Origin of the sequence: Caballeronia sp., assembly GCF_028292365.1 — a bacterium.
Taxonomy (GTDB): domain Bacteria; phylum Pseudomonadota; class Gammaproteobacteria; order Burkholderiales; family Burkholderiaceae; genus Caballeronia.
The window spans coordinates 25,248-45,443 of record NZ_JAQGMM010000408.1; the positions used below are offsets into that span (position 1 = coordinate 25,248).

Here is a 20,196-nt window from a genome sequence, read left to right on the forward strand (position 1 = left end):
GCTAGTTCTCCACGGGCAATTGCCGGTGCCACTCAGCCAGTGCGGGCGACGGCGGGTTGAGGCCGTTCTTCGCCTCGGTTGAAATAAACCAGCCGTTACGATGCAGATCGCGCACGAACGTATCCAGTTTTGCGGCGGTATCGTGTTCGCCCTGACGCACCCAGATCACCGACGGTGCGGGTTCTATCTCAGGTTGCAGCGCACGGTAGTCATGCCACTCGGGGTCGCTCTGCAATAGCGGATAAAGCAGTGGTGCTGCGTCATGTACGGCTGCGACGCAACTGCCGCCGCGCAACGCGAGCAGCGACTGGGAGGCGCCTGGAAAGGCTCGCGGGATCGCGCCGTAGCGTTCAACTATCGGGCGGATATAACTGCTGCCCTGCGAGATGCAGACCGGCTTGCCGCGCAGATCTTCCCATCGCGTAATACCGCTTGTTTTAAGGGTGATTGCCGTACCGCCAACGCGGTAATAAGGCGTGGCTACGTGATCCAGGATCTCGCCTCGCTGGGCGTTGTACTCCATGTTCGCGATCAGGATGTCGACCTTGCCCTGCTGAAGAAACTGAACCCGCGTGGAAGGCAACACGGACACCAGTTGCACCTTCGCACCCAAGCGTTTGCCGAGTTCGTTCGCCAGGTCCACGTTGAAACCACGGGGTTGTTGCGTCGCGGGATCGAGTGAACCGAACGGACTGCCTCCGATCAACACACCGACCGCGAGTTCGTGGCGGGAGTTGATTTTGTCGAGGGTGGCATCCGCGTGTGCGGCAAAGGATGCGGCCGCGGCAGATGCCAGCACGAGAGGTGTAAGCAGGCGGCGGAGGTTCGTCAGGGTCATGGCGTTGCTTGGCGGCAGGAGAGTCAAACAGAATAGTTAAGCGCCAGCGCGTCGCCAAGGAAGCGAATCTGCTAAGCAAATTACCGGGGCGGTAGATTAAGCCCTTCATTGAGGCTTTAATTGAGGCTTTAAAAGGTAAACGGGGTGTTGAGTGCATCTTTAGCAAGGAGGCTGCTATCGATTCGACGAATGCTTGGTTATCGAAAAAGGGCGCGGTTCTTAGAATCTTCGCTCCAGCATGCTTTTGTGCGCTCGAGAATTGAGAAGGAACTCCGCGATGACACAGTTGATTCGTTCGAAACGTGAGGTCAGCGCTCCTGTGACAACACCCGTGGAGGTCGCATGAGTCTTCTAGCGCTCGCGCTCGATCCGCTTCAGGACGCTCCGCCACTTGCCTACGCGCCAGCACGGCCGGGCGCTGCCGGAAGTGCCGATCCCGTGCTGGTTTCATTACGCGACGTCCACCTCTCCTACGGCGCGGCGCCGGTACTCAAGGGAATTGATCTGCGTGTGCGGCGTGGCGAAGCCGTTTCTATCATCGGGCCATCCGGCTCCGGTAAGTCGACGCTTCTGCGAGTGATCAACGGCCTTGTCGCGCCACAGCAGGGCGAAGTACATGTCGACGGCATCGATGTTCGCGCGCAGCACACCGACGCGCAGAAGATTGCGCTGCGCAAGCGCATTGGCTTCGTGTTCCAGCAATACAACCTGTTCCCGCACCTGAACGTGCTTGCCAACCTGACCATTGCGCCCATGAGCGTGCTTGGGCGCAGCCGCGCCGAAGCCGAGCACGACGCACATGCGCTGCTCGCGAAGGTGCGGTTGGCTGACAAGGCCCATGCGTATCCGGGTGAGCTATCCGGCGGGCAGCAGCAGCGTGTCGCAATTGCACGGACGCTTGCCATGCGCCCCGACCTGATCCTTTTCGACGAAGTGACTTCCGCGCTCGATCCGGAAACGGTGGGCGAAGTGCTCACGGTGATTGGCGAACTTGTCGACGATGGCCAGACCTGCGTGCTCGTTACGCATGAAATGCGTTTCGCCGAGGATGTCAGCGACGAAGTGTTTTTTACCGAGGGCGGCGTGATTGTCGAGCACGGCGCTCCGTCGCAGATTTTCAGCGCGCCGGAGAATGAACGCACCCGCTTGTTCCTGCAACGTGCGCGCGGCGACGACCGACGCGCGCTGCGCAAACGCTCGCGAAACAGTGCTGCTCTCGCTTTGGCTACTCCCTGATTCTTGCAAGACTTATTACGAACCTATTCCTAAATGACCGCAACCACCACCCCCGACCAAATTGGCGAACGCCAGGCCGCTGTTTCCGCATTGCTGGACCATGTACGTCATATTGTGGCCAAGCAGGGTGTGACCCGTGGCGCGCTCGATGACATCAGCGAGCACTTGCAAGCATTTGCCGCGGAACGCGCCGAGTTGTTTACTGCGGCAGATTTTCCGCCGCCGCAAGTGGGCAGCGGCGACACGTCGACGCGATACCGGTTGAATCCCGGCGAGGACGGTTTCGCGCTTTATCTGAACTCGCTGCTGCCCGGCAAGACCACGATTCCGCATAATCACGATACATGGGCGGTCATCGCGGCGCTCGAAGGCGAAGAGCTGAATCGTGTCTATCAGCGCACGGACGATGGGTCGGACGCCGAACGTGCGACGCTCAATATCGAGCGTGAAGTCGTGGTGCGTCCGGGTACACCGATCGCGTTCCTGCCCGAGGACATTCATAGCATCCACGTAACCGGCGCCGCACCCACGCTGCATTTTCATCTGTATGGCCGGCCGCTGGAAATGCTTTCAGGGCGCCTGGGTTATGAACTCGATACCGGGCGTGTGGTGCGCTACAACACGACTCATATGCACCGTGGCACGCAGGCGGTTGGCTGATGAGTCCGCCGCTGTTGCGCAAGGCCACGCGCCTGGTGCGTGCCGGTGCGCCGAAGTTCGTCGATGGCGCCGCGCCAGTCAATGTGCCGGTCGAACGCACGAGCACGGTGCGTTTCGAGAACACATCGAGCCATGCGACGCTGCATAAACGGCGCGAAGCGGGTGAGGCGGTCAGCACGTACGGCCGGCATGGCACGCAGACGCATCGGGCGCTGGAAGCGGCTATCGGGGAACTGGAAGGGGCGCGTGACGTGCTGCTTGCCCCCTCAGGTTTGTCGGCAATTTCACTGGTGTTCATTAGCTTGTTGTCGCCGGGCGATCACGTGCTGGTTCACGACGGTGTCTACGGGCCCGTACGCGAACGGATCGAACCGCTGCTGACGCGGCTGGGTGTTGAATTCACCTACTTCAGCGCAGCGGAGGGTCTGCCGCATAAGCTGCTTCAAGCGAATACACGACTGATTTATGCAGAGTCACCGAGTTCGTTTCTCTACGAGATCATCGATCTGCCGGCGCTTGCGGATTTTGCGCACGAGCAAGGGGTCTTGCTCGCCGCTGACAACACGTGGGGCGCGGGCTTGCTCTATCAGCCGCTGGCGCTGGGCGTGGATATCTCCATTCAGGCTGTCACCAAATATCTGGGCGGACATTCGGACTTGATGCAGGGCGCCGTATCGACCTCTGATGCAGCCATCGGGCAACGCTTGAGGGAGACTCACGACGCACTGGGCTTAAGCGTCAGCGCCGACGACGCTTACCTCGCATTGCGCGGCATCCGAACGCTGCCCGTACGCCTCGCGCAACACGGGCGCGGCGCGTTTGCTGTTGCGTCATATTTGCAGCGCGTAAGGCAAGTCACACGCGTCTTCCATCCGGCGTTGGCCACTGATCCCGGACATGCATTGTGGTCGCGAGATTTCCACGGCGCGAACGGGCTTGTCTCGTTCGCTGTACGTGACACCGATACCAGCCAGGCTGCGGCTCTGATCGACGCGTTGAAGCTATTCAGCATTGGCGCGTCATGGGGCGGATATGAAAGCCTCGCCCTGATCGCACCGCCGCGACGTTTGCGTTCCCAGAGTTATTGGCAGGGACAGGACGCCGTGATCCGGTTGCACGTCGGGTTGGAGGATGCGGACGATCTCATCCTCGACCTCGCACAAGCGTTTCGCAGCGTGCTGTCCTAAAAGCAGTCCATAGCTCATTCTGGCCCTTCTCCCATGACCTCAATCCGAAACGACGCGGCTTTCATCGATGCCTCCGTTGTCCGCGCATGGCTTAACGATGAAGCCGAAATCGCCTTGCTCGATGTTCGCGAAGCTGGGCAATTCGGTGAAGGGCATCCGTTCTTCGCCATCCCGTTGCCGTACAGCCGGCTGGAAATAGATGCGCCGCGACTGGTGCCTAGACCCGACACGCGGATCGTCTTGCTGGACGATGGCGAAGGTATCGCGGTACACGCTGGACGTCGTTTGAGGGCGCTTGGTTACACGAATGTCTCCGTCCTGCGCGAGGGTGCGCGCGGCTGGCTGGCGGCTGGTTATACGCTGTTTAAAGGGGTGAATCTGCCATCGAAGACCTTTGGCGAACTCGTTGAACACGCGTATGGAACGCCGCATTTGTCACCGGAAGAACTTGCGGTGCTGATTGAAGAAGGACGAGCACATGCGTTGTTCGACGGACGTACGCTCGATGAACATCGGAAGATGACCATTCCTGGCGCTATTCCTGTCCCAAACGGCGAGCTCGCGTACCGGATCGGAACGCTTGTTGCCGACCCTGCAACGCCGATCGTGATTCATTGCGCTGGCCGCACACGCAGCATTATCGGCGCGCAGACCTTGCGCAACCTTGGCGTGCCGAATCCGGTGATCGCGCTGGAGAATGGCACGCAAGGCTGGGCGCTGGCGGGACTCAAGCTCGAACATGGCAGCGAGCGCCGCTATGCGGAGGGTCTGAACGAAGCGGCGGTAGCTGACGCGCAGACGCGCACGGCCAAGCTTGCCGCGCGCTTCGACGTTGCGACGCTCGATGCTTCGGCCGCGCAAGAATGGCTTGCTGATCCGCACCGGACGACCTTCCTGATCGATGTCCGCACACAGGAAGAGTTCGCGCACGATTGTCTGCCAAACGCCATTCACGCGCCCGGAGGGCAATTGGTGCAGGCGACCGACCAGACCATCGGTGTGCGGGATGCCCGCGTTTTGCTAGTTGATTACGACGGCGTGCGTGCTCCTGTGATTGCTACATGGCTCGTGCAACTGGGCTTTGAGGCCGCGTTGATCGATGCCCGCAATGCCGCTACGCTGCACATCGGCAAGCAGATTGCGTCGGCGCAATCGTCCTTGCCGCTGCTCGACACAGCCGCGTTGCGCGAAGCCGGAACGGGTCAGGTGTTGCTGCTTGATTTGCGATCGAGTGCCGCCTACAGGCGGGAACATGCTGCTGGTGCGCACTGGTCGATTCGCCCGCAACTCGCGAAAACGCTCACCGCGCTTAAGGCCGCACCGGGCGACACGCTGCTGCTATTCGCAGACGAACCTGCAGTAGCAGGCATCGCGGCGACGGACCTGCGCGAGCTGGGTTTCACGTCGCTTTATCTTGCCGCCAATGGAATCGATACCTGGAGACAAGCGGGCTTGCCGCTGGCATCGACGCCGGATATTCCCGCCGATGCCGAACGCATCGACTATCTGTTCTTTGTCCACGATCGCCACGATGGCAATCTCGATGCCGCTCGTCAATATCTCGATTGGGAGACCGGTCTGATCGCGCAGTGCGCCCCGGATGAACTCGCTGTTTTTCGTATCGATGCACCCGTCACAGAAAATCCCAGCCGATGAAATTTCGCTTCACCACCTTCTTAAGCGTTTCCCTGACCGCGTTTGCGCTCTCGCAAACCGTTCACGCCGACGCCACCCTCGACCGGATCAAGTCACGCGGCACGCTTACCGTTGGAGTCGTGCTCGACGGCACCTACGGTTCACTCGACCCGCAGACTCGCGAGCCCATCGGCTACAACGTTGAACTTGCCCAAGATCTCGCCCGGCGTCTTGGCGTGAAATTTGAAGCCGTGGAAGTCACGCCTCCGAACCGCGTGCAATTTCTCCAGCAGGGCAAGGTCGATGCGCTGATCGCCAGCATGCAGTACACGAAAGAGCGCGACGAGATACTGAGTCATGTGCCCACGCCGTTCGAGGAGATCGGCGGCTCCGCGATGGTTCACAAGGGAGCGGGTATCCATAGTTGGAACGATCTGCGCGGCAAGCCTGTTTGCGTATCGCAAGGCAGTAACTACACGCGTCCGCTGATTGAACAATACGGGGCACAGGTCAAGGGTTTCAAAGGCATGCCCGAAGCGCTGCTGGCGATGCGCGGCGGGACGTGCGTGGCATCGGTTCACGTGACGCCCGGTATCCAGGCCCGGCTCGCGAGTACTTCGGGCGAGTGGCAGGACTATGAGTCGCCGATACCTGACCAACTGATTCCGTCACCCTCGGTGATCTGGGTGCGCAAGGGTGAGACCGACACGGTCGCGGCGCTCGACAAGATTGTGAAGGAGTGGCACCGGAGCGGTTTTCTCATCGATGAAGGTAATAAGTGGCACATGCCTCCCTCACAGCAATTGCTCGCGTGGCATAGGGAGCATTCGTCGAAATAAGGTGGGGGGCTGGTTATAGGGCTGGTGATTGGGCTGGCTATAGCCGTTGCGTTCCGTAAAAAGCGTCTAAGCAAAGTTGAATTGCTTGGTTGCCAGTGCGAGCGTCCCTTTTCAATATCTCGATCATCCCTCCATTTCCGGATTGAACCCGCTCGATGACAGCCACCCCCGATCCCGATGCAAACGCGCTCGACGCGCTGCGACTGCTAGGTCCCGACCCGGATAACTGGGTCCCCGACCGGGCAGGTATTGACCATAACGTCGTGATCGTTGGCGGCGGGCAGACGGGCGCCGCATTCGCATTCGCGCTTCGGCGCGCCGGTATTGGCAAGGTGTCGGTGATCGACGCGGCAGCCGACGAAGCAGGCGCGGGCGTCTGGCTCAACCGGGCGCGCATGAACAAATTGCGTACACCGAAGACACTGACCGGGCCCGAACTCAGCGTCGCGGGGTTGAGCTTCCAGGCGTGGTTTGAAGCGCGTTGGGGCGCGGCGGCCTATGCGGACATCGACCGGATTCCCCGCGCGCGCTGGGCCGAATATCTTGGATGGTATCGGCATTTCCTGAAGATCCCGATTCGCTACGGCACACGGCTCGCGCGGATAGAACCGGTGGACTCGCACTTCCGGTTGCGCCTGCTGAACGCGGCGGGCGAGGAGCATGTCGAGACAGCACGCAAGGTGATCTTGTGCAACGGCGTAGCGGGTAACGGTGCCGCGCAGATACCGGCCGTGCTGCACGAGAACCTGCCGCGCTCGCTCTACGCACATACGTCCGAGGCTATCGATTTCAATGCGCTCAAGGGGAAAGTGGTCGCGGTGATTGGCGGTGCGGCATCTGCCTTCGACGCGGCCGCCACGGCGCTGGAAACGGGCGCGGCGCAAGCGCATCTCTTCGTGCGCCGCGCCGCGATTTCCGCCGTTCCCATTACGCGTACTCGTGCGTATCCGGGTGCGTACGACAACTATCCTGCGTTACCGGACGCTGTGCGTTGGCGTCAGGCATTACGCTTTCGGCAGGCGGGTTCAACGCCGCCGGTCGATGCCGTGGAACGCGCGACGAAGCATCCAAACTTCCATCTGCATCCTGGCGCGGCCTGGAGCCACGCGAGCGCGGAGGGTGGACGGATTGTGGCCCGTGTGGGCAACGAACAATTCCACTTCGACTTTGCCATCGCGGGTACGGGCTACCTTATCGATCCGGCCGTTCGACCCGAGCTTTCAGCGGTATCGAAAGATATTTTGCTGTGGCGCGACCGGTATGTTCCCGAGGACCACGAGCGCGATGATTACCTCGGCGCCCATCCCTATCTTGGTGCGGCGCTCGAGTATCTGGAGAAAATTCCTGGAACGGCGCCTCATCTGGCGAACCTTCACGTCTACAACCCCGCGGGCCTCGTGAGCTTCGGTGTGCCGGTAGGCGACGTGCCAAGCATGAAACGCGATATTCCGGCGGTGGTGAGCCGGATCAGCCGCGATCTGTTTCTCGCCGATCTCGACCGGCATGAAGCGCGTCTGAATGGCGACGTGCCGCCCGACTTCAGCGAGACCCTCTATGCGCATAGCGTGTGGCAAGGCGAGAAGGCTGACATCGCCTGAACCATCATGGAATCAATAAAGCGCCTGGCCTCATAACCATATCGCAAACGAATAATTGTTAAGAGGCCGAAGCGTCGCTAGTCTTGGCGTTTGTAGCTTTTCAACGCGCCGTGGCAATACACCAATACCCGGCTTCAGAGCCTGCGCACAGGGCTTATTTCAACATACGAGGGCCTTCCCATCATGTCCGGCACTCCTCATTTCGATCAGGCGTCGGGACACCCCGGTGTCGGGTTCCAGCCGCATGCCGCAAGCATCCGGACGCAACCAGCCCGCGTGAGCGCGGCGTCATCGAGCGCGTCGGGCACGAGCCTGCTGCCGGCGTGGCTAGCGGCGTTGGCGTGGCTCGCCAGTGCGGGCCTGACACGCTGGTGGCCCGATGCGGATGAGTGGCCCTACACCGGCCATCTGATTGTGCTCAAACTAGTGCTCGCGTTGACGGCGCTGCTGATTGGCGTGGCGGCGCGCAGAAGCCTGCTGGCGCGCCAGCCCGATGCGGCGCAATCACGCGCTGAACGCTGGCTCAAGGCCATGCCCTGGCTGGTCGCGCTCGCGGTGGGTGTGACCGCGTGGGAAGTACTTACCGCGAAACTCGAATGGCTGCCTCGACCGTTTTTTGCTCCCCCTCAAGCGCTGATCGCAGTTTATTTCGATGACTTCCCGCGCCTTGGTTCAAGCGTCGCTCATTCATTCGGATTACTTGCTTATGGGTATGTGATCGGTGCGGTGGTGGGATTTGTGACGGGCGTTGGCATCGGCTGGTCGCGGGCGGTGGGGTACTGGCTGCATCCGGTATTACGGCTGATCGGTCCGTTGCCCGCCACGGCCTGGTTGCCGCTGGCGTTCTTTTTCTTCCCGTCGAGCTTCAGCGCCAGTGTTTTCCTGATCGCGCTCGCAACCGGGTTTCCTGTAGCCGTGCTTACTTGGTCGGGTGTCGCCGGAGTCAACAGCATGTTCTACGATATCGCACGAACGCTGGGCGCACGCCCCGGTTTCCTGATCCTGAAGGTTGCTATACCGGCCGCGTTGCCGTCGGTGTTCGTCGGACTTTTCATGGGACTGGGCGCGTCGTTTTCCGTGCTGATCGTGGCCGAGATGATGGGCGTTAAAGCAGGGCTCGGCTGGTATTTGCAATGGGCGCAGGGATGGGCGGCTTATTCGAACATGTACGCGGCGTTGCTGGTCATGGCGTTGATGTGTTCCGGGTTAATCACGTTGCTGTTCCGCTTTAGAGACCGGTTACTCGCCTGGCAGAAGGGGTTGTTGAAATGGTAAGCACGCAAGGCATTGCGCACGCCGGGCAATCAGCGCAGCAGGCATTCAAGGCCCCGGCAACCGGCGCGCGTATCGACGTCACTGAAGTCAGTCATCGGTTCTCGCTGCACGGCGCAGCGCTGCCGGTTCTCGACGATGTCAGCTTCTCGGTCGCCCCGGGTGAATTCGTCGCGTTACTCGGGCCCAGCGGCTGCGGCAAGTCGACCTTACTCAGACTCGTGGCGGGACTTGATGCCCCCGCGGTGGGTACCGTGTCGTCGAACGGGGTGGCTATACGCGGACCGGACCCGTCGCGGGTCGTGGTGTTTCAGGATCCGACGTTGTATCCGTGGCGCACGGTACGCGGCAATGTTGGCTTGGGCCCTGAGGCGCAACGAAGGCGCCGGCGGTTTCCGTGGAGCACGCCGCGCTCGGCCGAACCTCTCCCCGAAGGCGCGCGTTCGGCGGAACAGCGTATAGACGCAGCGTTGCAACTGGTCGGTCTGACCGACTTTGCGGCGGCGTATCCGCATCAGTTGTCGGGTGGCATGGCGCAGCGTGTTGCGCTGGCGCGGGCGCTGGTCAACGATCCTGAGTTGCTCGTACTCGACGAGCCGTTCGGCAAGCTGGACTCTCTCACGCGACTGCGCATGCAGGGTGAACTGGTGAAGTTGTGGCTGGACGCGCGCTTCTCGGTCCTGCTCGTGACACACGATGTAGAGGAGGCGTTGTTCTTGGCGAACCGGGTGATTGTTTTCAGCGAGCGTCCGGCACGCGTGACTGCGGAAGTGCGTAATGACGCGCCTTATCCGCGTCATCGCGATGATCCCAAGCTGGTCGAACTCCGGCGCGAAGTACTGGCATTACTCGGTCTGGTTGCTTGATTTGGTGAGCAAGTTTTCCGACGAAAATCACACAGACAAAACATCAATAACGAATGACCCGTGGAGAATATTTGATGAATCGTCCTGATGCCGATAGCGGCGAAAGAATCGTCGTGCCGGAAAACATATCGCGCCGCGACTGGTTGCGAAAGACCGCGTGGACTGCCGGCGCGGCGGCACTTGGCGGGGCGTCGTTTGGCCTTGTCGGACTGCCTGCCCGTGCCGACGACGGCAAGTTGAAACAGTTGAAGTTATCGTGGAACGCCGGATCGATTTGTACGGCGCCGGTACCGGTGGCCGTCAAGCAAGGTTTCTTTGCCAAGCGCGGCCTGGACGTCGAGTTGATCAACTTCGCCGGGTCGACGGACCAGTTGCTCGAAGCTATTGCGACCGGCAAGTCGGATGCTGGTGTTGGCATGGCGCTGCGCTGGATCAAGCCGCTGGAACAGGGTTTCGACGTCAAGCTCACTGCCGGCATTCACGGCGGCTGCATGCGCTTGCTCGCGACACGCAGTTCGGGAATTGTCGATCTGCAGGGCTTGCGCGGCAAGACCATAGGCGTGAGCGACATGGCGAGTCCCACCAAGAATTTCTTCGCCGTTGTGTTCAAGAAGCTCGGCATCGATCCGGACAGCCAGGTTCAGTGGCGGCAGTATCCTGCCAACCTGCTGGGCGAGGCGTTGAAGAAGGGCGAGGTCCACGCGATTGCGGACGGAGACCCGACCATCTGGATGCTGCGGGAATCGGATCACCTTTATGAAGTGTCGAATAACCTGTGCGGCGAGTATCAGACGCGTGTGTGCTGTGTACTCGGCGTGCGTGGGTCGCTGGTGAGGAAGGATCGCGCGGCGGCCCAGGGATTGACGCAGGCTTTGCTCGATGCAACGGAATGGACGGCGAACCATCCCGCGGACGCAGCGGCGATCTTCGCGCAGTACGCACCGCAAGCGGATGTGGCGCAACTGACCGCCATGCTCAAGAGCCACACGGATCATCATCATCCAACCGGCGACGCGTTCAAAAAGGAAATCGCGCTGTACGCAGACGACTTGAAGACCGTGGGGGTGTTGAACAGTGGCACGGATTCGAACCACTTTGCTAACCGGGTGTTTTCAGATGTTCTGGTTTAGAGCGTGCTGAACCATGCCCGCTCCAGCAACCGCTTTAAACCTTCACACCGCGAACCAGTCTAGCCAAAAGCCGGACCAGAGGCTCAAACAACTCCGCCGATGTATTTCCATACCCGAGCACGAGTCCGTTATCCTCGGGCATGGGATGCAGCGCGAAACTGGATAGCGGAGTGGGCGCCATGCCATGCTGCCGGGCTGCATCGGCGATCTCGCGGTCCGGGTAGCACGCTGGCAGCCGTACCGTTAAATGCAAGCCGCAATACCCGCCTTCAATGACATGCGTCATCGGCATGTGCCGCGTCAGGGCATCTCTTAACGCATGCTGCCGGTCGCGATACAAACGCCGCATGCGGCCCAAATGCCGGCTGAACTGACCGCTTTCAATGAACTCGGCCAACGCGAGCTGTTCGTAACGATGACCGCCTCGCAGCATATCGTCCAGCGGTGTGTGCATCTGCGCTACGAGGGTCTCCGGCAGCACAAGAAACCCCAGGCGCAACGACGGGAACATTGTCTTGCTGAACGTGCCCACATACAGCACGGGCGCCTGCGCCACTAAACCCTGCATGGCGCCAATAGGCTCGCCCGCGTGGCGGAATTCACTGTCGTAGTCATCTTCGATAATCCACGCGCCATGCTGCTGCGCCTTCGCGATCAGCTCAAGCCGGCGCGCGACGGTCAGCACCGCGCCCGCGGGATATTGATGCGAAGGCGTGGTGTAGATCAGCCGTGGCGGCTGCGAATTCCAGTCGCTTTCACTAGCGATCAGGCCATCGGCGTCAACGCGCATCGGCACCATGCGCAGGTCGCCCGCCCGCATCGCAGCTTTTGCTCCCCGATAACCCGGGTCCTCGATCCACGCCGTATCGCCGGCATTGGTCAGCAAGCGCACGCAGAGCGACAGCGCTTCTTGTGCGCCCTCGGTAATTACGACCTGAGCCGGCTCACATCGCACACTTCGGGCTAAGCCCAGATGCCGCGCAATCGACGCACGCAACGCCGGCTCACCCGGAGGATCGCCGTAACCAAGCGCCGATGGCCCCGCGTTTCGAATCGCACGATCGATCGCACGCTGCCACGCAGCCAGTGGGAAGTGCGACAAGGCCGGCACACCCGGGCGCAACGCGGCGCTCCAGTCGGACGGCGGAGCGGCGACCTGAACCTGAATGCGCGTCAGCCGCTGTGCAATGACTGGCGCCAGCGGCGCATTGCGCTTGCCTTGCAGTGGCGCCGGACGTGACAACGTTGCTACCCGCGTGCCTTGCCGGTCAGGTTGCACATACCCCTCCGCCGCGAGCAAGTCGTACGCGGCGGTCACCGTGTTGCGGGAGATCGCCAGCGACTCTGCCAGCGCGCGCGAACCCGGCAGACGGCTTCCTGGCGCGAGGTGGCCGCCCAGGATGGCTTCCTTGAATCGATGATGCAACTGGCGTTGCATGGGCGCCGCGCCGGGACCTTTGGCGAGCGGCGCCTCAAGCAGGGTTTGGGGCACAGGCGACGAAGCGGCGGTTGTCATAAGCGCGTCAGGAAATTGCGAAAGTGCATGCCAGCAGGCTAAGCGAAAAGCGTGGAGCCATGAAAAATAGGGAATGTGGCACTTTTTAAGGTTCCATGATGCGCGTACGTTAGCACATGCTTCGCCTACGTTTAAGCTTCTGCTTCACGACCGCCCCATGCCGCCCTAGGAACCGTTATGCCCAGCATCTTGAATCAGTATCAGCAACCCATTGGCGAGTCCGTGCCCCACTGGACTGCGCGTGTGCACCCGCCGCGCTATCCCATCGAAGGACAATACTGCCGGCTGGAACCGCTCGAACCGCAGCACGCGTCCGATCTCTTCGCCGCCTTTAGCCAGGCCCCGGATGGCCGTGACTGGACCTACATGCCGGTAGGCCCGTTCGACGATGCAGCGAGCTATCGCGAGTACGTCGAACGTGCCGCGGTCAGTCCCGATCCACAGCACTATGCAGTCATCGACCTGAAGAGGGGAACCGCGATCGGCACGCTGTCGCTGATGCGGATCGACCGGGCCAATGGGGTTATCGAAGTCGGCAATGTGGCGTTCTCACCGCTGCTCAAACGCACGCCGATCTCGACAGAAGCCCAGTTCCTGTTAATGAAACATGCGTTCGATGAACTCGGCTACCGCCGCTACGAATGGAAGTGCGATGCGTTGAATGCACCTTCGCGGCAAGCGGCTGCGCGGCTGGGTTTTCAGTTCGAGGGTATCTTCCGGCAGGCCGTGCTCTACAAGGGGCGGACACGGGATACCGCGTGGTTTTCAATCATTGACAGCGAATGGCCCGCGCTGCGTGCGGCGTTCGAACAATGGCTCGCGCCCGAGAACTTCGACGCAGACGGCGGGCAGCGCAAGTCGTTGACCGACCTGCGCACTCAGCTATCCCAAGCAGGCTAGGCCCGGTTTTTCTACTGCGGCTTTTGCGGGTTTCCGTTTGTAATCTTTGTTGGTATTGTGCGCGGTACTGGCTTTCCGGTTGAACCGGGACGCCAGGTCACTGCTGCACAAGCGTTCTCTCGCCTCTCGCACGTTCCTCGCAGGTTCCTTTTACTCAGCAACGGACACTCAAACAATGAAATTCGATCGTCTGGCCCAGTCGCTTCTTGCGGCGGCGCTCGTCATTTGCTATGCCGGCGCGCAGGCGGCTTCGCAAGCCCCGGTAGCCGCCGAGAACGGCATGGTCGTTACCGCGCAGCATCTCGCCACGCGCATTGGCGTCGACGTGCTCAAGGACGGCGGCAACGCAGTCGATGCGGCCGTTGCTGTCGGCTACGCACTCGCGGTGGTCTATCCTGCGGCCGGCAACATTGGCGGCGGCGGTTTCATGACGATCCAGCTCGCCGATGGCCGCAGGACCTTCCTCGATTTTCGCGAAAAAGCGCCGCTGGCCGCCACCGCGAACATGTACCTGGATAAGGACGGCAACGTGATCCCGGGACTGAGCACCAAGGGTTATCTGGCGGTCGGCGTGCCGGGCACGGTGTCCGGCATGGAAATGGCGCTGACGAAATACGGCACCATGAAGCGCGCCGAAGTGATCGCGCCGGCCATCAAATATGCTCAAGAGGGCTTCGTGCTCGACCAGGGCGACATCGATATCCTCGGGACCGCGACGGACGACTTCAAGAAGGATCCGCACGGCTCCGGCGCGATTTTCCTGAACCACGGCGAACCGTACCAGGTCGGCCAGCGGCTCGTGCAAAGAGACCTCGCGAAGACGTTGCGCGAGATCAGCGCCAAGGGTCCCGACGGCTTCTACAAGGGCTGGGTCGCCAATGCGCTCGTTTCGTCGACGCAAGCCGGCAAGGGCATCATCACGCAGGCCGATCTAGACCAGTACAAGACGCGCGAACTCGCACCGGTCGAGTGCGATTATCGCGGTTACCACGTGGTCTCGGCGCCGCCGCCGAGCTCGGGCGGGGTCGCTATCTGCGAGATCATGAATATCCTCGAAGGCTATCCGATGCAAAGCCTCGGCTTCCGTTCAGCCCAGGCCATGCAGTATCAGATCGAGGCCATGCGCCACGCTTATGTGGACCGCAACAGCTATCTGGGGGACCCCGATTTCGTGAAAAATCCGCTGGACCGTCTGCTCGACAAAAACTACGCGGCCAAGATCCGGGAGGCAATCGATCCGCACAAGGCGGGGGTATCGCAGGAGATCAAGCCGGGTGTCGCGCCGCATGAAGGCACCAACACGACACATTATTCGATCGTCGACAAATGGGGCAACGCGGTGTCGGTGACCTACACGCTCAACGACTGGTTCGGCTCGGGTGTGATGGCAAACAAGACAGGCGTGATGCTCAACGACGAGATGGATGACTTCACGTCGAAGATCGGTGTGCCTAACATGTATGGGCTGGTGCAGGGCGAGGCTAACGCGATTGGACCGGGGCGTCGTCCGTTGTCGTCCATGAGCCCGACGATTGTCACGAAGGACGGCAAGGCCGTGATGGTGGTCGGCACGCCGGGTGGCAGCCGCATCATTACCGCTACGCTCCTGACCATGCTCAACGTGATCGACTACGGGATGAACATTCAGGAGGCTGTAGATGCACCGCGCTTTCATCAGCAATGGCTGCCGGAAACGACGAATCTCGAGCGCTTCACGCTGAGCCCCGATACGCAGAAGATCCTTGAAGGATGGGGTCAGAAGTTCTCGGGTCCGCAACCGGCCAACCATGTAGCGGCCATTCTGGTGGGCGCGCCGTCACTGGGCGGCAAGCCGGTGGGCAAGAATCGGTTCTATGGCGCGAACGATCCGCGTCGTAACTCGGGACTTGCGCTCGGCTATTGATTTGATGCAGCGGAAGTCGTGCCGGTGGATGTTTTACGGTCACCGGCACGGTTCAAGCTTGATGGCGTCGCGGCTACCGGCCGCGACGCCTATTTACTTCTTATGTCACTCGCTGCTGGTCCACTCCACGTCTGCACCGACCGAGCGCAGGTTCTCTACAAAGCGCGGATGTGCACGGCGTATTGGCAGTGCATTGATGATCTCCGAACGCCCCTTGATGCTTGCCGCGACCATCAGCAACGCGATCGCCACGCGGATAATGTACGGGCTCTCCACTTTCGCAGGACTCAAGGGCAGGCCGCCGAACGTGATCAACCGATGCGGATCCGACAGGAACACGTGAGCGCCAAATTTCGATAGTTCGGTCGACCACCCCATGGCGCCGTCGTAGACCTTGTTCCAGAACATGGCGCTGCCTTCGGCTTTCACGCCGAGCGCAATGAAGATGGGCAGCAGGTCGACCGGCAGATACGGCCAGGGCGCAGCTTCCACCTTGGTGAGAATGTTCTGCGTGAACGGCCGGCGCACGCGCAATGGACCGTCCTGGAATGCACGCGACCAGCCGTCTTTATGCTCCACGTTCACACCAAACTTCGCGAAGGTCCTGTCGATCAGCGGGAACTGGTCGGGCGCGGTATTCCTCACCGCGATGTCGCCGCCAGTGATCGCTCCGAGCGCGAGGAAGGTCGCAATTTCGTGGAAGTCCTCGCTAAAACGAAACTCGCCGCCGCTAAGCTTGCGGCCGCCCGTGATGCCCGTAACGCTTAGACGCGACGTGCCAATACCTTCGACGGGCACGCCAAGCATCGCGAGGAAACGGCAAAACTCCTGCACGTGCGGTTCCGATGCCGCGTTGACCAGCGTCGATGTACCGTTCGCCGCGGCCGCGCAGAGCGCGAAGTTCTCGGTGGTGGTGACCGAGGCATAGTCCAGCCAGTGATGATTCGCGGTCATCTGCTTGGCGGCCCGCACGATAAGCGAGTCGGGCGTGCGTTCGACCTTCGCGCCAAAACGCTCGAATACCTCTACGTGCGGATCTATTTCCCGAACGCCCAGCGTGCAGCCCTTGACGTCGTTTTCCAGCCGCGCCACACCGAATCGCGCAAGCAAAGGCGGCACCAGCATGATGGAAGAGCGCATCTCCTCGGGCAAATGATGCGCGACGGGGTCGAAGCTCGTTGCGTGATGATGCAGGTCGAGGATGCCAGTGGAAAAGTCCATCGACACGTTGCTGCCTAGCGTACGGAAAATCTCGAGGATCTTTTTGACGTCGGTGATTTCAGGGACGCCGATGAGACGCAGCGGCTGATCAGTCAGCAGCGTGGCGCAAAGGATGGGGAGGACAGCGTTTTTATTGGCGGACGGCGTGATCTCCCCGCGTAGCGGGACGCCGCCATGTACGATCAGATTCGACATGTTCGCAAGAGGCTCGTGGAAGAAGCGAGGGGACAATGATGCCACTGTGTGATGCGCAAGGACCAGCGTGTTGAGGCTAATTTTGCCGCGCTGCCAAGGGGTCGTATCAGCTACGCAACGTGGGATGCATGAGTCGAGGTGAGGCGGGCATGGGCTATAACAGTTGCCGGCTGATTCAAGTATCGAGCGATGGCTAACCAGACTTCACCAGACTTCGGCGCTCATGCCGATTACGTAGCAGACCCGCGCCCACGGCGCCGATGACCAGCGATGCGTAAAGCATCAGGAGATCGCGACGCCATTCATCCAGCGCGTCCCGATGCGCCAGGAGTTTTGGATCAGCGGCGGGAAGGTGGGCGCTAGCCGCCTCCACTGTCCGCGTCATGTGCATGAAGCCGGCCGCCGACAGCAGCGGCAAACCAATAAGCAACGCCAACAACGCGGGCTTGGAGCGGCGCATGAAATCGTGGTGGCGATAACGTAGCCAAAGTCCGAGGCAGCCGTGCACCCAGCCCGGCGCGAGCAGCGCAAGTTGCAAACCCTGTGTGCCGCTCGAAATCAGGGAAATCACTATTTTTTCGTAGTCCGGTTCGAAGCCGTAAAGCGAGGCGGCGAGGCGGGTTCCCACTGCATGGCGGATCAGCAGCAAAGGCAGGCTGAGTCCTGCCCAGAGGCGAATCCATTCGGTGGCGGGCAGCACCCAGTGGCGACGCGCGTAGAGTGTGCGTAAGGCCAACGAGAAATGGAGCGCGGCCGAGCCGTAGAGCAGGATCGTGCCGGGCGTGCTGTGCCAGAGCCTGATGGCAAGCATCAGACCTCGTCCAGCCAGATCCAGTGACCAGATGCCGAGCGCATGGTTGACCAGATGGAGGAACAAATAGAGTAGCAACACCACGCCCGATGCAAGCTGCAGATGACGCGAAATCGGTTGCATCTCCATTCCCCTTGACGTCGGACGTAATTGGGTACGTTGTACCCAATCGTTATTCCATGCGCAACCGCGTCCATGAGACCTGGTAACAAGACTGCCCGCCTGCCTGATTTATTCCCCTTCGACCCATTCTGGAATAAGTCGCGCCCGCCTGACCGATTTCATCCGGACTTCGAGCTTGCCCGATGCGCTCCGGCACGACGATCCCATGGTTGAAAACCATTCATCATGATCGGCAGGCCTAAGTAGATGTCCAGAATGTCTTTCACGAAATGCCTGGTACCGGCCGTCAGCCGTGAAAAGCGCGGGCACGGCGCTCACCGGCCCGGGGCCAGCAACATCGCCATGCGGCTGCGGGCGAATGCCGGGTCGATCGGGGCATCGTCGAAGAGCAGGCGATAGATGAGCGGTGCAACCACGTTATCCATCACGTTATTGATATCGGGCGGCGTTTCGCCTCGTTCGACCGCCCGGTCCAGAATCATCTGGATCTGCGAGCGCGTAATGGCCGCGCACTGACAGGCAGGGCTGCGGGTATCGTTGCTTGCCAGCACATCGCGTGTCATGGCGCGGCCGGGTTCCGACGACATCTCCTCCTGGTATCCCTGCGCCCATGTTTCCAGATCGCTGCGCAGCGAGCCCATGTCGGCCGGTCCGTTATCCGGATGAAAACGCTGCAGGGCGACATCGGCGAGAAGGGTGGGTAAATCACCCCAACGGCGGTAGATGGTGGACGGCGTCACCCCGGCGCGCGCCGCGACCTGCGGCACGGTGAGTTCCTCGCGCGCCATTTCGTCCAGCAACGTCCTGACTGCGTGATGCACGGACTCCTGCACTCGCGCGCTGCGTCCACCGGGTCGCAACCCTTCTCTTGCTGCCATTGCCTGTTCCTCTCCGCCTTGCGCGCTCGTATCGATTAAACTCGTTAAAGCTAAAACGTTGCATTAACGAGAAACAGCGCGCACAATTCGCTAAAGCAATTATTTTGCGTTTATTTTCCGGAGCGTGCAATGGCCGTTAATACCGATCCTCCGTTTCTTCCTGACAGGACGCGTTACGCGCTGCCGCTTTATGCGTTCATCGCGGCACTGTTCTTTGCCGCATCGAGTGCGCCGACGCCGCTTTACCGGCTGTATCAGGAGGCGTGGGGGTTCTCGTCGGCGACGTTGACGCTGGTATTCAGCGTCTACGCATTCAGCCTGCTGGTCGCGCTGCTGACGACCGGGTCACTGTCCGATCACATTGGCCGACGACCGGCGATTATCGGCAGCATGGTGCTCGAGGTCGTGGCCATGCTGATCTTCGCTAGTGCTCACAGCGTCCAGGTGTTGATCCTGGCGCGTGTCCTTCAGGGCTTCGCAACCGGTACGGCAACGAGCGCACTGGGCGCGGCGATTCTCGATGCAAGCCGCACCCGCGGGTCGCTGGTCAATACGCTTTCGCCGCTGCTTGGCATGGGGGTGGGCGCGCTTGGCACGAGCTTGCTGGTCGACTATGCACCCGCGCCCATGCAGACCGTCTACTACTTGCTGGTCGCGATGTTCGTGCTTCAGGCGGTGGGCGTGTGGATGCTGCCGGAGACGGTGAGCCGCAGCCCGGGGACGTTGGCTTCGCTGCTGCCGCGCGTGCGCGTGCCCCGGGCGGCGCGCGCCGCAATGTTGCGCATTGCACCGGTCAACGTCGCGGTATGGGCGCTGGGCGGGTTCTATCTGTCGTTGGGACCGACGCTTGCACGCGCCGTGACAGGCGACAACGACGTCATGACGGGCGGCTGGGTCGTATTTGCTTTAACGGGTGGCGGTCTGGTCGCTGTGCTGCTGTTGCGCGCGTTGAGCACGCCCCGGTTGCTGATGACGGGTGCGGTGGTCCTTGCGGCCGGATTGCTGGTGACGCTGGCGGGGGTACACGCGGGGAATGCGGGGATCTTTTTCGCCGGGACTGCCTTGGCAGGCATGGGCTTCGGTTCGGCGTTTCAAGGCGCATTGCGCTCGGTCTTGCCGCTGGCTGAAGCGCACGAACGCGCAGGGCTGATGGCGGCGTTTTACGTGCTGAGTTATCTGGCGTTCAGCGTGCCGGCGATTATCGCGGGGACGATGGTCCATGTCGTTGGGTTGCGTCTGACTACCGACGTATATGGCATTACGCTGGTGGCGCTGGCGGGAATGACCGTTGTTGCCAGCGGGTGGGGAAGGGGACGGCGGATGGTTGGCGGATAGTTGGCGTCGCGGGCGTTTGCTCATCGAAGGGCAAATACCAAAGCGACATCAGC

The 20,196-nt window shown here is 61.1% G+C and carries 16 protein-coding genes and 1 pseudogene; 12 read left to right on the forward strand and 5 right to left on the reverse strand.

Annotated elements, in window-relative coordinates; genetic code table 11:
• Position 1: 1 nt before the first annotated feature.
• Positions 2-838 (reverse strand): transporter substrate-binding domain-containing protein, encoded by an 837-nt coding sequence (locus JWR14_RS24465; protein ID WP_299713285.1) that lies wholly within the window; start codon positions 836-838, stop codon positions 2-4.
• Positions 839-1,180: 342 nt separating this feature from the next.
• Between JWR14_RS24465 and JWR14_RS24470 the strand changes: the two genes are divergently transcribed.
• The 9 genes from JWR14_RS24470 to JWR14_RS24510 all read left to right on the forward strand — a co-directional run bounded on the left by JWR14_RS24470 (position 1,181) and on the right by JWR14_RS24510 (position 11,261).
• On the forward strand, positions 1,181-2,074 hold the full coding sequence (locus tag JWR14_RS24470; protein ID WP_299713288.1) for an amino acid ABC transporter ATP-binding protein: 894 nt from the start codon (positions 1,181-1,183) through the stop codon (positions 2,072-2,074).
• Positions 2,075-2,107: 33 nt separating this feature from the next.
• Complete coding sequence (locus tag JWR14_RS24475; protein WP_299713291.1) at positions 2,108-2,734, forward strand: cysteine dioxygenase family protein; 627 nt, start codon at positions 2,108-2,110, stop codon at positions 2,732-2,734.
• The gene (gene metC / locus JWR14_RS24480) at positions 2,734-3,921 is read left to right on the forward strand and encodes a cystathionine beta-lyase (RefSeq protein ID WP_299713294.1); all 1,188 of its coding nucleotides are present in this window, start codon (positions 2,734-2,736) and stop codon (positions 3,919-3,921) included. Before JWR14_RS24475 ends, metC begins: the two co-directional genes overlap by 1 nt.
• A gap of 33 nt (positions 3,922-3,954) precedes the next feature.
• The gene (locus JWR14_RS24485; RefSeq protein WP_299713296.1) at positions 3,955-5,577 is read left to right on the forward strand and encodes a rhodanese-like domain-containing protein; all 1,623 of its coding nucleotides are present in this window, start codon (positions 3,955-3,957) and stop codon (positions 5,575-5,577) included.
• The gene (locus JWR14_RS24490) at positions 5,574-6,395 is read left to right on the forward strand and encodes a transporter substrate-binding domain-containing protein (protein WP_299713299.1); all 822 of its coding nucleotides are present in this window, start codon (positions 5,574-5,576) and stop codon (positions 6,393-6,395) included. The genes JWR14_RS24485 and JWR14_RS24490 overlap by 4 nt, the downstream gene beginning before the upstream one ends.
• A 155-nt stretch (positions 6,396-6,550) precedes the next feature.
• Positions 6,551-7,993 (forward strand): NAD(P)-binding domain-containing protein, encoded by a 1,443-nt coding sequence (locus tag JWR14_RS24495; protein WP_299713302.1) that lies wholly within the window; start codon positions 6,551-6,553, stop codon positions 7,991-7,993.
• Positions 7,994-8,176: 183 nt separating this feature from the next.
• A complete protein-coding gene (locus JWR14_RS24500) occupies positions 8,177-9,268 on the forward strand; it encodes an ABC transporter permease subunit (protein WP_299713305.1) in 1,092 nt (363 codons plus the stop codon).
• The gene (locus tag JWR14_RS24505; RefSeq protein WP_299713308.1) at positions 9,262-10,131 is read left to right on the forward strand and encodes an ABC transporter ATP-binding protein; all 870 of its coding nucleotides are present in this window, start codon (positions 9,262-9,264) and stop codon (positions 10,129-10,131) included. The genes JWR14_RS24500 and JWR14_RS24505 overlap by 7 nt, the downstream gene beginning before the upstream one ends.
• A gap of 74 nt (positions 10,132-10,205) precedes the next feature.
• Positions 10,206-11,261, forward strand: a complete 1,056-nt coding sequence (locus JWR14_RS24510) for an ABC transporter substrate-binding protein (RefSeq protein WP_299713311.1) — start codon at positions 10,206-10,208, stop codon at positions 11,259-11,261.
• Between the two features lie 34 nt (positions 11,262-11,295).
• On the opposite strand, the gene JWR14_RS24515 is transcribed toward JWR14_RS24510, so the two are convergent.
• The gene (locus JWR14_RS24515; RefSeq protein ID WP_299713314.1) at positions 11,296-12,777 is read right to left on the reverse strand and encodes a PLP-dependent aminotransferase family protein; all 1,482 of its coding nucleotides are present in this window, start codon (positions 12,775-12,777) and stop codon (positions 11,296-11,298) included.
• A 177-nt stretch (positions 12,778-12,954) separates the two neighbouring features.
• On the opposite strand from JWR14_RS24515, the pseudogene JWR14_RS24520 reads away from it, so the two are divergent.
• Both JWR14_RS24520 and ggt read left to right on the forward strand, forming a co-directional pair.
• A pseudogene (locus JWR14_RS24520) lies at positions 12,955-13,653 on the forward strand (GNAT family protein); the annotation flags it as partial.
• Positions 13,654-13,957: 304 nt separating this feature from the next.
• The gene (gene ggt / locus JWR14_RS24525) at positions 13,958-15,580 is read left to right on the forward strand and encodes a gamma-glutamyltransferase (protein ID WP_299713338.1); all 1,623 of its coding nucleotides are present in this window, start codon (positions 13,958-13,960) and stop codon (positions 15,578-15,580) included.
• Between the two features lie 105 nt (positions 15,581-15,685).
• On the opposite strand, the gene JWR14_RS24530 is transcribed toward ggt, so the two are convergent.
• From JWR14_RS24530 to JWR14_RS24540, 3 genes are all read right to left on the reverse strand, one after another.
• Entirely contained in the window at positions 15,686-16,996 is a 1,311-nt protein-coding gene (locus JWR14_RS24530; protein WP_299713320.1) for a UDP-N-acetylglucosamine 1-carboxyvinyltransferase, read from the reverse strand.
• 193 nt (positions 16,997-17,189) lie between these two features.
• Positions 17,190-17,930 (reverse strand): hypothetical protein, encoded by a 741-nt coding sequence (locus tag JWR14_RS24535; protein WP_299713323.1) that lies wholly within the window; start codon positions 17,928-17,930, stop codon positions 17,190-17,192.
• 314 nt (positions 17,931-18,244) lie between these two features.
• On the reverse strand, positions 18,245-18,808 hold the full coding sequence (locus JWR14_RS24540; RefSeq protein WP_299713326.1) for a TetR/AcrR family transcriptional regulator: 564 nt from the start codon (positions 18,806-18,808) through the stop codon (positions 18,245-18,247).
• A gap of 129 nt (positions 18,809-18,937) precedes the next feature.
• Here JWR14_RS24540 and JWR14_RS24545 point away from each other — a divergent pair, with 129 nt between their 5' ends.
• Positions 18,938-20,143 (forward strand): MFS transporter, encoded by a 1,206-nt coding sequence (locus JWR14_RS24545; protein WP_299713329.1) that lies wholly within the window; start codon positions 18,938-18,940, stop codon positions 20,141-20,143.
• The last annotated feature ends 53 nt before the right edge of the window (positions 20,144-20,196 follow it).

Bases quoted from the DNA above. Each gene is read 5' to 3' on its own strand.
- JWR14_RS24505 (WP_299713308.1), top strand. From the start codon at position 9,262: ATGGTAAGCACGCAAGGCATTGCGCACGCCGGGCAATCAGCGCAGCAG.
- JWR14_RS24510 (WP_299713311.1), top strand. From the start codon at position 10,206: ATGAATCGTCCTGATGCCGATAGCGGCGAAAGAATCGTCGTGCCGGAA.
- JWR14_RS24490 (WP_299713299.1), top strand. From the start codon at position 5,574: ATGAAATTTCGCTTCACCACCTTCTTAAGCGTTTCCCTGACCGCGTTT.
- ggt (WP_299713338.1), top strand. From the start codon at position 13,958: ATGGTCGTTACCGCGCAGCATCTCGCCACGCGCATTGGCGTCGACGTG.
- JWR14_RS24545 (WP_299713329.1), top strand. From the start codon at position 18,938: ATGGCCGTTAATACCGATCCTCCGTTTCTTCCTGACAGGACGCGTTAC.
- JWR14_RS24485 (WP_299713296.1), top strand. From the start codon at position 3,955: ATGACCTCAATCCGAAACGACGCGGCTTTCATCGATGCCTCCGTTGTC.
- JWR14_RS24540 (WP_299713326.1), bottom strand. From the start codon at position 18,808: ATGGCAGCAAGAGAAGGGTTGCGACCCGGTGGACGCAGCGCGCGAGTG.
- metC (WP_299713294.1), top strand. From the start codon at position 2,734: ATGAGTCCGCCGCTGTTGCGCAAGGCCACGCGCCTGGTGCGTGCCGGT.
- JWR14_RS24495 (WP_299713302.1), top strand. From the start codon at position 6,551: ATGACAGCCACCCCCGATCCCGATGCAAACGCGCTCGACGCGCTGCGA.
- JWR14_RS24475 (WP_299713291.1), top strand. From the start codon at position 2,108: ATGACCGCAACCACCACCCCCGACCAAATTGGCGAACGCCAGGCCGCT.
- JWR14_RS24530 (WP_299713320.1), bottom strand. From the start codon at position 16,996: ATGTCGAATCTGATCGTACATGGCGGCGTCCCGCTACGCGGGGAGATC.
- JWR14_RS24500 (WP_299713305.1), top strand. From the start codon at position 8,177: ATGTCCGGCACTCCTCATTTCGATCAGGCGTCGGGACACCCCGGTGTC.
- JWR14_RS24515 (WP_299713314.1), bottom strand. From the start codon at position 12,777: ATGACAACCGCCGCTTCGTCGCCTGTGCCCCAAACCCTGCTTGAGGCG.
- JWR14_RS24465 (WP_299713285.1), bottom strand. From the start codon at position 838: ATGACCCTGACGAACCTCCGCCGCCTGCTTACACCTCTCGTGCTGGCA.
- JWR14_RS24535 (WP_299713323.1), bottom strand. From the start codon at position 17,930: ATGCAACCGATTTCGCGTCATCTGCAGCTTGCATCGGGCGTGGTGTTG.
- JWR14_RS24470 (WP_299713288.1), top strand. From the start codon at position 1,181: ATGAGTCTTCTAGCGCTCGCGCTCGATCCGCTTCAGGACGCTCCGCCA.